14 protein-coding genes are annotated in these 13,466 nt (G+C 30.0%); 5 read left to right on the top strand and 9 right to left on the bottom strand.

Annotated elements, in window-relative coordinates:
- Window positions 1-14: 14 nt before the first annotated feature.
- Together BLT88_RS05880 and BLT88_RS05875 are read right to left on the bottom strand one after the other, a co-directional pair.
- Window positions 15-1,190, bottom strand: coding sequence for a GlmU family protein (locus BLT88_RS05880; RefSeq protein ID WP_091953614.1), 1,176 nt, complete (start codon window positions 1,188-1,190; stop codon window positions 15-17).
- 103 nt (window positions 1,191-1,293) lie between these two features.
- Complete coding sequence (locus BLT88_RS05875) at window positions 1,294-1,878, bottom strand: T9SS type A sorting domain-containing protein (RefSeq protein WP_091953613.1); 585 nt, start codon at window positions 1,876-1,878, stop codon at window positions 1,294-1,296.
- Window positions 1,879-2,094: 216 nt separating this feature from the next.
- Here BLT88_RS05875 and BLT88_RS05865 point away from each other — a divergent pair, with 216 nt between their 5' ends.
- Complete coding sequence (locus tag BLT88_RS05865) at window positions 2,095-2,661, top strand: acyl-CoA thioesterase (RefSeq protein WP_091953610.1); 567 nt, start codon at window positions 2,095-2,097, stop codon at window positions 2,659-2,661.
- A 98-nt stretch (window positions 2,662-2,759) separates the two neighbouring features.
- On the opposite strand, the gene BLT88_RS05860 is transcribed toward BLT88_RS05865, so the two are convergent.
- The 5 genes from BLT88_RS05860 to BLT88_RS05840 all read right to left on the bottom strand — a co-directional run bounded on the left by BLT88_RS05860 (window position 2,760) and on the right by BLT88_RS05840 (window position 6,223).
- The gene (locus BLT88_RS05860; protein WP_091953608.1) at window positions 2,760-3,626 is read right to left on the bottom strand and encodes a DUF5777 family beta-barrel protein; all 867 of its coding nucleotides are present in this window, start codon (window positions 3,624-3,626) and stop codon (window positions 2,760-2,762) included.
- A gap of 10 nt (window positions 3,627-3,636) precedes the next feature.
- Window positions 3,637-4,182, bottom strand: a complete 546-nt coding sequence (locus tag BLT88_RS05855) for a YceI family protein (RefSeq protein ID WP_091953607.1) — start codon at window positions 4,180-4,182, stop codon at window positions 3,637-3,639.
- Window positions 4,183-4,200: 18 nt separating this feature from the next.
- A complete protein-coding gene (locus BLT88_RS05850; RefSeq protein WP_231960098.1) occupies window positions 4,201-4,620 on the bottom strand; it encodes an OB-fold putative lipoprotein in 420 nt (139 codons plus the stop codon).
- Between the two features lie 9 nt (window positions 4,621-4,629).
- Window positions 4,630-4,989 (bottom strand): hypothetical protein, encoded by a 360-nt coding sequence (locus BLT88_RS05845; RefSeq protein WP_091953604.1) that lies wholly within the window; start codon window positions 4,987-4,989, stop codon window positions 4,630-4,632.
- A 148-nt stretch (window positions 4,990-5,137) separates the two neighbouring features.
- Window positions 5,138-6,223 (bottom strand): LytTR family DNA-binding domain-containing protein, encoded by a 1,086-nt coding sequence (locus tag BLT88_RS05840; protein ID WP_091953602.1) that lies wholly within the window; start codon window positions 6,221-6,223, stop codon window positions 5,138-5,140.
- 139 nt (window positions 6,224-6,362) lie between these two features.
- On the opposite strand from BLT88_RS05840, the gene BLT88_RS05835 reads away from it, so the two are divergent.
- The 3 genes from BLT88_RS05835 to BLT88_RS05825 are packed head-to-tail and all read left to right on the top strand — an operon-like array spanning window position 6,363 to window position 8,239.
- Window positions 6,363-6,800, top strand: a complete 438-nt coding sequence (locus tag BLT88_RS05835) for a hypothetical protein (RefSeq protein ID WP_157691145.1) — start codon at window positions 6,363-6,365, stop codon at window positions 6,798-6,800.
- Window positions 6,793-7,341 (top strand): YceI family protein, encoded by a 549-nt coding sequence (locus BLT88_RS05830; RefSeq protein WP_091953599.1) that lies wholly within the window; start codon window positions 6,793-6,795, stop codon window positions 7,339-7,341. Before BLT88_RS05835 ends, BLT88_RS05830 begins: the two co-directional genes overlap by 8 nt.
- On the top strand, window positions 7,331-8,239 hold the full coding sequence (locus tag BLT88_RS05825; protein WP_091953598.1) for a DUF5777 family beta-barrel protein: 909 nt from the start codon (window positions 7,331-7,333) through the stop codon (window positions 8,237-8,239). The genes BLT88_RS05830 and BLT88_RS05825 overlap by 11 nt, the downstream gene beginning before the upstream one ends.
- Before the next feature lie 252 nt (window positions 8,240-8,491).
- Here BLT88_RS05825 and carB read toward each other — a convergent pair whose 3' ends face one another.
- Window positions 8,492-11,347, bottom strand: coding sequence for a carbamoyl-phosphate synthase large subunit (gene carB / locus BLT88_RS05820; protein ID WP_036785485.1), 2,856 nt, complete (start codon window positions 11,345-11,347; stop codon window positions 8,492-8,494).
- A gap of 107 nt (window positions 11,348-11,454) precedes the next feature.
- Complete coding sequence (rpmH, locus tag BLT88_RS05815; RefSeq protein WP_036785483.1) at window positions 11,455-11,616, bottom strand: 50S ribosomal protein L34; 162 nt, start codon at window positions 11,614-11,616, stop codon at window positions 11,455-11,457.
- Between the two features lie 227 nt (window positions 11,617-11,843).
- Here rpmH and BLT88_RS05810 point away from each other — a divergent pair, with 227 nt between their 5' ends.
- Entirely contained in the window at window positions 11,844-13,457 is a 1,614-nt protein-coding gene (locus BLT88_RS05810) for a CTP synthase (RefSeq protein ID WP_036785481.1), read from the top strand.
- The last annotated feature ends 9 nt before the right edge of the window (window positions 13,458-13,466 follow it).

Genomic DNA, 13,466 nt, shown 5'->3' with positions numbered 1-13,466 from the left:
AATTTAAATACTTTTTAATAATTTCTATACTGTTTAGTTTCCTCAAAAACGTGCTTTAAAATTCGTTCCTCTATAGCATCAAAAACTAAATTTCTTCGTTTCATAACAACATCTGCAACTTCAAAAACTTTATTGGTTTTATACTCTGTAAACCCTGACGCGCCTCCCCAACTGAAAGATGGTACAAAATTTCTAGGAAATCCAGGGCCAAAAATATTGACAGAAACCCCTATTACAGTCCCTGTATTGAACATTGTATTAATGCCACATTTAGAATGATCACCCATCATTAATCCACAAAATTGTAATCCTGTTTTTGCAAAACGGCCGGTTTCATAATTCCATAATTTTACTTCTGCATAATTATTTTTAAGATTCGAATTGTTTGTATCTGCGCCTAAATTACACCATTCTCCCAGAACAGAATTCCCTAAAAAACCATCATGCCCCTTGCTAGAATATCCCATTAGAACTGAATTATTTACCTCACCTCCTACTTTACAATAAGGTCCTAAAGTGGTAGCTCCATAAATTTTTGTTCCTAATTTTAATACAGAATGTTCGCACATTGCTAAAGCTCCTCGTACAACACAACCTTCCATAATTTCTGCATCTTTACCGACGTAAATCGGTCCATCAGTTGCATTTAAAAAAGCAAATGTAAGCTTTGCTCCTTCTTCAATAAATATGTTTTCTTTATTTATGTATTGAACACCTGCCGGAATTGGCTCTGAAGTTCTTCCTTCTGTAATCAATTCAAAATCTTCTTGAATCGCTTTGTCATTTAATGAAAAAATATCCCAAGTATTTTTTATTTGAAGAATGTCTTCATCAAACTCAATTTGAGTATAGTCATCAAAATTTACTTCTTCTTGAGAATCAGATGTAAAAAAAGCAATGACATCTTCACCTTTAAAAATGGCCTCATTTTTTGATAAGTTTTTCACTTTTTCAACCAAACTTTTTGTTGGACAAAAGGAAGCATTTATTAAAACATTCTGTTCCAATTCCACCATTGGATATTTTTCCTCTAAATATTCTTCTGTTACTGTTGTGGTTGTTAGGCTTAAATATTTTTCCCATTTTTCTCTAATGGTTAAAATTCCAATACGAATATCTGCTACAGGTTTGGTATAAGTAAAAGGTAGTAGTGAATTTCTAACACTACCATCAAAAAGTATATAATTCATGTTTTTTTGCTTGGAAAATATCTGACTACAAACTTAACTTAAAAAAGGCATAAAAAAAACCGATTGTTTTCACAATCGGCTTTTTAATTTTGTAAAAAAATATTTAATTTTTAATAAATTGTTGTGCTCCAATTTTAGCATTAGAAGACACTCTAATCATATAGATTCCATTTGATAATTTCTGAACATTTATACTATTATTATTTGATGTGATCGTTTTCGATTTCACTAATCTTCCTGTGTAGTCAAAAACACCAACCTCCGCTTTTTCTGAACCAGTTGGTAATTGAATAATTAACTGATCTGAAACTGGATTTGGATACATACTAAAATTTAATAATTGGCTATCACTAATTCCAGCTGTAGCTCCTGTTACTGTTACTTTACCGAACATACTGGCAGGATGAGGAGCACATTCGTAAGTATTAACACCTGCTGTAGTAAATGTATAAGAATATGAATGCCCTGCAGCATATCTCACCGCATCAATACCAAATCCAGTTTCTGGCCCAGTTAATTTAAGTAAATTATGAGTTCCAGAGCCTTCCCAAGTCCAAACTACAGTATCACCAACATCAATGGTGATTTCTTGATTAGCACTATTGAATGACCAACCTAAATTGTGTGTTGTTTGAGCAGACAGCCCAAAAGAAATAAAAGTAAAAAATAAAAGTAATGTTGTTTTCATAATGGTAATATTTTATAAGTTTTTAATAGTTTTGTGAATTTAATAAAATAATCTATCAATTTCAAAACAAATAAAATAACATCCATACTTTCTTGCAATAAAATAACGGTAAAAGCGAAATAATGACTTTTAAAAAGGAATAATTTTACTTGAAAATTATTCCTTTCTAGTAAATTTTTAAACTCATCCAAAAAAAAAGAATTGTATTTTTGAAGTATGTCTGAAACAAAAAAGCAATTTAAGCACATTAATGAATCTCAAGTTATAATTACACAGTTAATGTTACCATCACATTCTAATTTTAGCGGAAAAATACATGGAGGTCATATTTTAAATTTAATGGATCAAATTGCCTTTGCATGCGCTTCCAAACATTCTGGAAATTATTGTGTAACAGCTTCTGTAAATAAAGTTGATTTTTTACACCCAATTGAAGTGGGTGAATTAGTTACCCTAAAAGCATCTATCAATTATTCAGGAAGAACTTCAATGGTTGTAGGCTTAAGAGTAGAATCTGAAAATATTAGAACTGGTGAAAAAAAGCATTGTAATTCTTCTTATTTTACGATGGTTGCAAAAGATGATCATGGAAAAAGTACTTTAATCCCTGGTATTATTTTAACTACAAAAGACGAAATTAGACGGTTTGCAAGAAGTATAAAAAGGCAAGAAGAAAGTAGAAATAGAACTTCTCGTTTTAGTAGTTCAGTTTTTAAAGTTGAAACATATTTACATTTATTCAAAAATAGTAATTCAAAAATCACTCTTTTGGAAAAGGAATAGATCATAAAGACTTTTACTTTTCATAATTTAAAAATAAAGGATTTTAAATTATGAAAAAAAATCTCAATCATTCATTCTTCAAAATGAAATTTAAAAAATTAAAAGGTTCTTGAAATATTGAAACCAAAGTGAATATCTCCTCCGAAGAAATCTCCAGTGTTTTCGGCAATAAAACTTTTTTCGATCATGGTAATTGCGTTTGATAAAATTAACTGAAAAACATGTCCTCCAGTTTCAATATCTACACCAAAAGCCAAAGAATTTTTAGCATTTATAGATGTAGATTCATCAAATGCAAGGTAATATTCACTATTCAATGAAACTCGTTTGCTCAGTTTTATTCGACTTCCAAAACCCAATGCAAAAATGCTATGTGGATCTTCTTCCACTCTAACCGTATTTCTATGAATAAACGTTGGTGTTAATTGCATTGAAAAAGAGGAGTTGAACTTTCTTGCAATTAAAACTTGACCTACATAGGATAGGTTTTCAGAAAAAGTTCTTTTTATCAGAGGAAATTGTTCATCTTGTGTTTTTGCTGCAATACTTCCAAAAAGTGAGATAGCTAAAGGGAAATAATTTGCTCCTTTTCTTTGTTTTACCAAACTATATTTAAAAAAAGAATCAAAAGTTTTTTCAAAACTACTTCTTCCTAAACCCATGGTTAAATTATCAGTTACCCCATATTCTAATGCAAAACGAATATTAGATTGATCTAACCCAAAAAGTTCATCGAATCCTAAATTAATGGCTCCAAATCTATGCGAAATTATAAATTCTAACTCTTTATCCTTCCTGTTTTGTATGGAATGTCCGTTTAAAATTCTTGTCCCTTTAAACGTTGCTGTCACAATATCTTCAGTGACATTTTCTGGAGTTTCCTCATTTAAAATATCTAACAAATCGTCTTGACTGTATGCTGATATACTTATCGAAATTAGAAAAATAGCGAATAATTTTTTCATAATGATTGGTCTACTTCTTGTAAGGTTTATGATTAAAGTCGAAACTCACTTTTATTTTTTTAGCAATATTTTTAGCAACTACTGCGGGAATTTGTATGTTAAAATCATCAACTTCAATAATAAAATTGCCATCTACTAAAATCAATGCATCTGTTTTTGTGAAATTAGCATCAATTGTAATTTCCTTAGTAACCCCATGAATGGTTAACATCCCTTTTACTTGCTGCTTACTTGCAGTTGCATTAATAGTATCAAAATTTAAAATAGTCCCTTTAAAAGTGGCTTTTGGATATGTATCCGACTCCACATAATTCTCATTAAAGTGTTCTTGCATTAACGCTTTTTCAAATAAGAATGATTTCATTAGTATTTGAATTGCCATTTTACCTTTTGAGGCATCAATAATACTTAATACTTGATTATTATCTGCTGTGATATCTTCCATTGGTGCTTTAGAATAAAAGTTAATAGCACCATTTTTTGTTAAATATCGGTCTTGACTGTTGGTTACTGCTACAAAGAATGAGCAGCACAAAATTGTATAAAGTAGTTTCATAATTTCTGACTTTTATAATTAATTTGTAATTTCTGACTTTACTAAAATAACATCCATTAAATAGCCTGTACAAATCCCTTTAACAATAACGATTTCCCCAACTTTTAGTTTATCCATTTTTTTTGTTGCTTTTACAGATAAATGACATAAAATACTGCCAAAATCATCATTGGTTTTCAAGGTAATGATTCCTTTCTCCTTTTCAATTCTAGTCTCCAAAATCACGCCCTTAACGGCTACAATTTTGTCTAAAAATTTAGTATTTGCCGTTGTTTCATCTGCAGCAAATTCAGATAAAATTTCATTGGCAGAAATACTAATATCTGCTAATGTTTCTGCAACATCAATATGTGGTCTATTATATATTTTATAACCAACAAACGCACCGAGAATTGCAAAAATTAGGATTACGATAATAATTTTTCCCCTATTCATCATTTCTAACTATTAATTATTTAAAGCTCCTGCATCTACCCAACAACTGATTGCTGCAATTTCCTCATTTGTTAATGAACCTCCAATTGGCATTTCTTTACTGACAACTTCAGATTTTATTATGTCTGCATTTGCACTCACACCATTATATGTCTCTAAGTTTGGTGATTGTCCTCCTCCTGAACTATGGCACGTAATACAATTATTATCTATAATTTTTTTGACATCCACTGAAAAAGTAATATCCGCGCAAAGGTCTGGAGCATCAGGGTCTAAAACCTCTTCTTCATCAACATTTGTTAAGCAAGAAGAAATGAGCACAACTAATATTATTAATAAAAACGTTTTATAAAATTTTAGGTTATTTTTCATATTAGTAGTTTTAAATTCTTTACCAAAGTAACTAAAATAAAAAAAAATACAAACTATGAACCTTTATAAAAGGGGAATAAATTATTTAAAAAGGAAAATAAAGCCTTGAAAAGTAATTTAACCCTTCACTTAGTTGCACCAAAAAGAACTATATATTTAACCACTGCTTAAATTCTGCAGCTTTGTTTTTACTGATTATAATCTCTTCGGATGTTTTAGATTGTAGCAATATTTTAAGTTGGCTATTGCCATATCTTATAATTTTATCAATAGCTCTAATACTAATAATAAATTGTCTGTTTGCTCTAAAAAACAAAGTAGGGTTTAAATAAGTATACATATCATCCAAACTCATATTTGTGGTTGATTTCTTATCATCAAAACAAACAACGTAGGTAATTGTGTTCTCTGTATAAATATAGGCGATGTCTTTAATAGATATAGGCACTAATTCATTTCTTATATAGGTAAGAATTCTTTGTTTTTCATTTTCTGAAGATTCTTCTATTGTGTTTTGCTCAGGTATTACTGCAACTTTCTCTTTATAAGAAACCAAATCTATATTTAATTTAGAAAGGTTTACTACTTCTGATGTTAATGAAGAATTTTTTAATTCTAATTGTTTCTCATAAGCACTACCAATAACTCTAACCGCGATAAAAGAAAATATAATTACTAGAATACCCATAATTAAAAAAATGAGATAAAAGTTGGATTTTAATGCACTCATTTGCAGTGAAATGCTTTTAATATTGACATTTGCAGCAATAATTAAATCAGAGTTTTTAATTGGAGAAATGTGGATGATTTCTGAAGTTGACGTATTACTTTTACCCATCAACAAATCAAACAAATCATCAGAATTATTCTTTTCTTTTAATGAGGATAATAATGTTTCATTAGAATTCACTTGCTCACCCACTTTCGTTTTATCTGGGTGACAAACCTCTTCTCCGCTCCAATTAAACACACTAATAAACCAGGTATCTATATCAGAATTTTCTATAATTTCTTGAATATTAGTAACAACTTCCTCCCTTTTTAATCCCGATGACAACTGAAAATCAATCAATTTTGCAAACTCACCAGCTTCTCTTTTACTAGACTCTACTTGTACTTCAATTAATTGATTTGCGCTAACTTTAATAAAATATTGTGATGCAATTAAAGCCACAACTAAAAAGATGATTGCAATAGATAAAAAAGTTAAAAAGTAAAGTTTGTCTTTTTTCATAGTTATTAAGAAAGTTGAAATATACTATATATTCTTTTCTTTCTGTCATTAATTTTTCCTCTTGAAACCTATTTTTTTCCTTTTTACAAAGATTTTTACCTACAAAAAAGATAATTTTTCTTTTCTTTGGATAGTAAAGATGAAAAGTAAAAACAATTTTTTTTTTCTAATCCTCATTCTATTAATTATTATTAATACGTACGCATACATTCTTCCTTTATTAAAATCTTCAGAAAAAAATCTAGATAATAATGATACAGAATTCTCTATTTCGACAAAAGACCTAATAAAGGCATATATCGCAGATGAAGAAAGATCTGATAGCTTATATGCAGATAAAATTATAGAAGTTACTGGGCATATAAAAGAAATTATGTTTTTAAACAATAGAAATACAATTATATTAAATAGTAATACTGAAAATTTTGGAGTAATTTGCGATGTAAACCCAAACCAAAAAAGAAAAATAAAACAGCTAAAAAAGCATCAAAAAATACGTGTAAAAGGAATTTGTAAAGGTTTTTTAAAAGACGTAATTTTATTAAATTGCTCAATAGATTTAATACCAAATGAATAAATTAATTCCACTATTTTTATTGTTTTTTTATTTTGTAGATTTTGGACAAGAACACCAACAATTTATTGCTAGACAAGGTCAAATTTCTTTTTTTTCCTACACTTCTGTTGAAAACATTGAAGCTAAAAATAATCAGGTTTTAAGTATCTTAGACATTGAAAAACAAGAACTTGCCATAAGTATGTTGATGCGTGCTTTTGTTTTTAAAAAGGATTTAATGTATGAACATTTTAACGAAAGTTATATTGAATCAGACATGTACCCAAAAGCAAACTTTATTGGAAAAATTATTGATTTTGATAAAAAAAACCAAAAAAAACAAATAAAAATTATTCGTGGAAAAATTACTATACATGGAATTACAAAAGAAATAGACCTTAAAACCACCATCGAAAGCATAGATAACAATTATATTTTATCAGGAAATTTTGATATTTTAGTAAATGATTTTCAAATTAAAATTCCGCCAATTTTATCCAGTAATATTGCCAAAACCATTTCTATAAAATTTAGATTTCAATACCAGCCTTATGAAGAATAAAATAATATTTCAATTCCTTACAATAGTATTTGTTTTTTTAAATTCTTCTATAAACGGACAAGGTTTATTAGACAAATTATACAAAGAATTTCCAGACAAGCCAATTTACGAAATTGCCACATTCAAAACGACAAGAATTGGTTTAGGACATTCAATAGAGACAAGAAAAAAGGGCACTTTAGAAATATCTATCTACAATAGATATTGGAACATTCCTAATTTTGAAGGACAACGTTTTTTAGCTGATGTTGTTAGTACACGTTATGGTTTAGATTATGCTTTTTCTGATAGTTTCACTTTTGGTTTAGGGTATACCAATCATGATGAAGTTTTAGACGGCTTTCTAAAATATAAGCTTTTAAGGCAAATTAAAAATTCTAATAAAGGGTTGATAAGCATCACTTTATTACAAGGCTTTTCTCATAGAAGCATAAAAAATATAGTTGATAATTTATATCAACCAATTACTAATTCTTCAGATAAATATGCATTTACAAGTCAACTTTTAATGGCAAGAAAGTTTAATTCTAAGTTTTCTTTCCAAATTACACCTACTTTTATTCACAAACAAACTAGCTCTTTAACCGAAAGTCCAAATAATCAGTTTGCCGCTGGTTTTGGGGGAAGACATAAAATTGGTAGCCATGCTTCTATTGTCTCAGAATATTTTTATGTGGTAAATCCTTTAAAAACAATTGATACTTATAATGCTTTTATGGTTGGTGTTAATTGGGAATTAAGTCATTTATTATTGCAATTTCAAATTACAAATGCAAGAAGTTTTGCAGAAGACGCTTTTATTAGTCAAACTAAAAACAATTTCAATGCAAAAGATGGTAATTTTCACTTCGGATTTAATGCAACTTTTGTTTTGCAAACTAGAAAGAAAAAAATATAATTATTTTACTACTACTAAAATTTAAAATTATTCACATTAATACCTATGTGAACAATTAATAATCACGAACTTTTAAATAGTTCTTGCTGAATTTATTGTTAAGAAAAAATTCCTTCATATATTTTTTTAAAAAAAATTGATAAAATAGTTCTTCATCCATAAAATTTTTTAAGAAAAAAATTTTATACGCTATATTTTCATATCAAAAAAAAGCACCCAGAGGGCGCTTTTTTTTGATATGAAAATTGAGTTTTATTTACTCAAATACATTTTACGTCTAGAGTATAAGTTGTAAAATTCATCGTCTTTTAAACTATCGATAAATAAAATACTTTCACCTGTAGATTTCATTTCTGGTCCTAGTTTCTTATTCACATTCGGAAACTTGTTAAATGAGAAAACTGGTTGTTTAATTGCATATCCATCCAATTGTGGATTAAAATCGAAATCAGTCACTTTATTGTGGCCCAACATTACTTTCGTTGCATAATTTACGTACGGTTCTTTATAGGCTTTTGCTATAAAAGGCACGGTTCTAGAAGCTCTAGGATTTGCTTCTATAATATAAACAACATCATGTTTGATAGCAAACTGAACATTGATCAATCCGACAGTCTTTAATTCTCTCGCAATTGTATATGTATGATCTTTAATTTGCTGCATTACAAACTCACCTAAATTAAAAGCAGGCAAGGTTGCATTAGAATCTCCTGAATGAATCCCACAAGGTTCTATATGTTCCATAATTCCGATAATGTAAACATTTCCATCAGCATCACAAATTGCATCTGCTTCAGCTTCAATTGCGCCATCTAGATAATGATCTAACAATAATTTATTACCAGGCATTCTGCCTAATAAATCTACAACATGCTCAACTAACTCTTCTTTGTTGATTACAATTTTCATTCCTTGACCCCCTAAAACATATGAAGGCCTTACTAAAATCGGAAAATCCAACTCATCGGCTAAAACCAAAGCTTCATCCGCAGTTTCTGCAATTCCGAATTCTGGATACGGAATATTATTATTTTTTAACAATGTAGAAAAACTACCTCTATCTTCTGCTAAATCTAATGCTTCAAAAGAAGTACCTATAATTTTAATACCGTATTTAGTTAATTTTTCAGCTAACTTCAATGCAGTTTGCCCACCCAACTGAACAATAACTCCTTCTGGCTTTTCATGACGAATAATATCATAAATATGTTCCCAAAAAACAGGCTCAAAGTATAATTTATCAGCAGTATCAAAATCTGTAGAAACCGTTTCAGGATTGCAATTAATCATAATTGTTTCATAACCACATTCTGCAGCTGCTAAAACTCCATGAACACAACAGTAATCGAACTCAATTCCTTGTCCAATTCTATTTGGACCAGAACCTAAAACTATTATTTTCTTCTTGTCTGTTACAATACTTTCGTTTGCAATAATAATTTCGCCATCAACAGTTTCAATTTCATTTTCAAAAGTTGAGTAATAATACGGGGTTTTTGCTTTAAATTCAGCAGCACATGTATCTACTAATTTAAAAACACGCTGTATCTTTAAAGCATCTCTTTTTGCGTAAACCTGACTTTCCAAACAACTCAACATATGAGCTATTTGCCTATCTCCATAACCTTTCTGTTTAGCCTCTAATAATAAATCTCTTTCTATAGTCTCAATTGTATGTGTAGAAATTTCTTTTTGCAATTGAAACAACTCTTCATACTGTTTTAAATACCACATATCAATTTTTGTGATATCATAAATCTTACTCAAAGGAATTCCAATAGCTATAGCATCATAAATCGCAAAGACACGATCCCAACTTGCGTTTGTTAATTTATCTATAATTTGGTTATAATCTGTGTAGCCTTTTCCGTCTGCACCTAAACCATTTCTTTTTATTTCTAAAGATTGAGTTGCTTTATGTAATGCTTCTTGAAAAGAACGTCCAATTCCCATTACCTCACCAACAGATTTCATTTGTAATCCTAAAGTTCTGTCTGAACCTTCGAATTTATCAAAATTCCATCGCGGAATTTTTACAATTACATAATCTAAAGTTGGCTCGAATAAAGCGGATGTAGATTTTGTAATTCCGTTTTCTAGTTCATCTAAAGAATATCCAATAGCTAATTTTGTGGCAACTTTTGCAATCGGATAACCGGTAGCTTTACTCGCTAAGGCGGATGAACGCGAAACACGTGGATTAATTTCGATGGCAATAATATCTTCTTTTTCGTCAGGAGAAACTGCAAACTGAACATTACAACCTCCTTCAAAATCACCAATAGAGCGCATCATATGAATGGCCATATCACGCATTTTCTGAAAAGTTTTATCAGACAGTGTCATTGCTGGAGCGACTGTAATAGAATCTCCTGTATGAATTCCCATTGGATCCATATTTTCAATAGAACAAATAATTACTACATTATCATTTCTATCTCGTAATAACTCTAGCTCATATTCTTTCCATCCCATCATGGCTTTATCAATCATCACTTCATGAATAGGTGATGCTTCTAAACCTCGGCTTAATAGCTCATCAAAATCTTCCGGCTTATAAACAATAGATGCCCCTGCTCCTCCTAAGGTATATGAAGATCGAATTACTAATGGAAAACCGAATTCTTGTGCAATTTCTTTTCCTTTTAAGAATGATGTTGCTGTTGCTTGAGGCGCCATTGGCACATCAATTTTCAACATTAACTCTCTAAACTGTTCTCTATCCTCAGTAACATTAATAGCATCAATATCTACACCAATTAATTTTACTCCAAAATCTTCCCAAATTCCTTTATCATCAGCTTCAATACATAAATTTAATGCTGTTTGACCACCCATCGTTGGCAAAACTGCATCAATCTGTGGATGCTCTTTTAAAATTTGAATAATTGATTTTGTTGTTAACGGTAGCAGATAAATATGATCTGCCATAGAAGGGTCAGTCATAATTGTTGCAGGATTAGAGTTAATTAAAATAGTCTCTATTCCGTCTTCACGCAAAGATCGTAAAGATTGTGATCCCGAATAATCGAATTCGCAGGCCTGACCAATAACAATCGGTCCAGATCCAATAATGAGTATGGAATTAAGGTCTTTTCTTTTTGGCATTGTAAGTTGTTGTGTTGTTTAATTTTACAAAAATAGCTAGTGCTTGGGTATAAAAAAAGGTGTTACTTAAAAAAGTAACACCTTATATATTAACAATTGTTAATCATTTATTTTTTATGTCTAGTTTCAGAAGAAACAGAAACTTTTTTTCTTCCTTTTGCTCTTCTTCGAGCTAATACTTTTCTACCATTAGCAGAAGCCATTCTTTCCATGAAACCATGTTTGTTTCTTCTCTTTCTCTTTGATGGTTGATACGTTCTTTTTGGCATTATTATGTATTTTTAATTGTCTTCTATATTATTTTTTGCTTTACAAGCTTACCTCATTAAAAGCGTGGGCAAATATACAACTGTTTTTATTTTTGACAAACAGTATTTCAAAAAAAATTAAAATATTTTTTTCGAAAATATAATCTAGTATTTTTTTTAATGTTTTTATCCTTTTTTATTTGTGATAAATACAAGAGTTAGTACTTTTGCCCAAACCTAAATTAACCATGAGTACTACTAAATACGTTTTTGTCACAGGAGGCGTAACTTCATCACTTGGAAAAGGGATAATTGCAGCTTCTTTAGCTAAATTGCTCCAAGAAAGAGGCTTTTCCGTAACCATTCAAAAATTAGATCCATATATTAACATCGATCCAGGCACATTAAACCCTTATGAACACGGGGAATGTTATGTAACTGACGATGGTGCTGAAACTGATTTAGATTTAGGTCATTATGAGCGTTTTTTAAATATTCCTACAAGCCAAGCAAATAATGTTACTACGGGTAAAATTTATCAATCTGTCATAAATAAGGAAAGAAAAGGTGAATTTTTAGGAAAAACAGTTCAGGTTATTCCTCATATTACCGACGAAATAAAACATAGAATTCAAATTTTAGGTGAAACTGGAGATTACGATATTGTAATTACAGAAATTGGTGGAACTGTTGGTGATATTGAATCTTTACCTTATGTTGAGTCTGTAAGACAATTACTTTGGGAGAAAGGTAATGAGAATGCGATTGTCATTCATTTAACACTAGTACCTTATTTAGCTGCTGCTGGTGAGTTAAAAACAAAACCTACACAACACTCTGTTAAAATGTTAATGCAAAGTGGTGTAAGTCCAGATATTTTAGTCTGTAGAACAGAACATCAAATTTCTGATGATATCAAAAGAAAATTAGCATTATTTTGTAATGTGAAGCAAGAAGATGTGATACAATCTATAGATGCAGAGACCATTTACGATGTGCCTAATTTAATGTTAGATGAAGGTTTAGATACTGTCGTTTTAAAGAAATTGAACTTAACGTCAAAACAAGAACCTAAATTAATAACTTGGAATAATTTTCTACAGAAGCATAAAAATCCTACTTCTGAAGTTGAAATTGCATTGATTGGAAAATATATTGAGTTACAAGACTCTTACAAATCTATTACAGAAGCTTTTATACACGCTGGTTCATCTCATGAAACCAAAGTAAATGTTAGATGGATTCATTCTGAAAGTTTAACTCCTAGTAATTACGAGAAAAAACTGAAAGGCGTTAATGGAATTTTAGTGGCTCCTGGATTTGGAGATAGAGGAATTGATGGTAAAATTAAAGCCGTTCAGTATGCGAGAGAAAATAATATTCCTTTCTTCGGTATCTGTTTAGGAATGCAAATGGCGGTAATTGAGTTTGCTAAAAACGTTTTAGGACTAAGAGATGCTTTTTCTACAGAAATGAAAAGTGATTGTTTAAACCCTGTTATTAATTTAATGGAAAGCCAAGAAAGTGTTACTGAAAAAGGCGGAACTATGCGTTTAGGTGCTTGGGATTGTAAACTTGTTAAAGAGTCAAAAACATACAAAGCCTATCAATCCGAAATGATTAGCGAGCGCCACAGACATCGTTATGAATTTAATAATGACTATTTAGCACAAATTGAACTTAAGGGAATGAAGGCTGCTGGTATAAATCCAAAAACTGGGTTGGTAGAAGTTATTGAGATTCCAAGTCATCCTTGGTTTGTAGGTGTGCAATATCATCCGGAATATAAAAGTACGGTTTTAAAACCTCATCCTTTATTTGTGAATTTTATAAAAGCTGCTCTTAAACAATCTAAAAAATAATTCCTTCAA

This window comes from Polaribacter sp. Hel1_33_78 (assembly GCF_900106075.1).
Classification (GTDB): Bacteria; Bacteroidota; Bacteroidia; order Flavobacteriales; family Flavobacteriaceae; genus Polaribacter.
The sequence above is the reverse complement of the archived record's forward strand: the minus strand, read 5'-3'. Positions and strand labels throughout refer to the sequence as shown.

What these genes read in the sequence shown, in the direction of transcription:
- BLT88_RS05880 (WP_091953614.1), bottom strand. Translation starts at nt 1,190, where the DNA reads ATGAATTATATACTTTTTGATGGTAGTGTTAGAAATTCACTACTACCT.
- BLT88_RS05845 (WP_091953604.1), bottom strand. Translation starts at nt 4,989, where the DNA reads ATGAAAAATAACCTAAAATTTTATAAAACGTTTTTATTAATAATATTA.
- BLT88_RS05865 (WP_091953610.1), top strand. Translation starts at nt 2,095, where the DNA reads ATGTCTGAAACAAAAAAGCAATTTAAGCACATTAATGAATCTCAAGTT.
- BLT88_RS05860 (WP_091953608.1), bottom strand. Translation starts at nt 3,626, where the DNA reads ATGAAAAAATTATTCGCTATTTTTCTAATTTCGATAAGTATATCAGCA.
- BLT88_RS05810 (WP_036785481.1), top strand. Translation starts at nt 11,844, where the DNA reads ATGAGTACTACTAAATACGTTTTTGTCACAGGAGGCGTAACTTCATCA.
- BLT88_RS05855 (WP_091953607.1), bottom strand. Translation starts at nt 4,182, where the DNA reads ATGAAACTACTTTATACAATTTTGTGCTGCTCATTCTTTGTAGCAGTA.
- BLT88_RS05830 (WP_091953599.1), top strand. Translation starts at nt 6,793, where the DNA reads ATGAATAAATTAATTCCACTATTTTTATTGTTTTTTTATTTTGTAGAT.
- BLT88_RS05850 (WP_231960098.1), bottom strand. Translation starts at nt 4,620, where the DNA reads ATGATGAATAGGGGAAAAATTATTATCGTAATCCTAATTTTTGCAATT.
- BLT88_RS05875 (WP_091953613.1), bottom strand. Translation starts at nt 1,878, where the DNA reads ATGAAAACAACATTACTTTTATTTTTTACTTTTATTTCTTTTGGGCTG.
- BLT88_RS05835 (WP_157691145.1), top strand. Translation starts at nt 6,363, where the DNA reads ATGAAAAGTAAAAACAATTTTTTTTTTCTAATCCTCATTCTATTAATT.
- BLT88_RS05840 (WP_091953602.1), bottom strand. Translation starts at nt 6,223, where the DNA reads ATGAAAAAAGACAAACTTTACTTTTTAACTTTTTTATCTATTGCAATC.
- carB (WP_036785485.1), bottom strand. Translation starts at nt 11,347, where the DNA reads ATGCCAAAAAGAAAAGACCTTAATTCCATACTCATTATTGGATCTGGA.
- BLT88_RS05825 (WP_091953598.1), top strand. Translation starts at nt 7,331, where the DNA reads ATGAAGAATAAAATAATATTTCAATTCCTTACAATAGTATTTGTTTTT.
- rpmH (WP_036785483.1), bottom strand. Translation starts at nt 11,616, where the DNA reads ATGCCAAAAAGAACGTATCAACCATCAAAGAGAAAGAGAAGAAACAAA.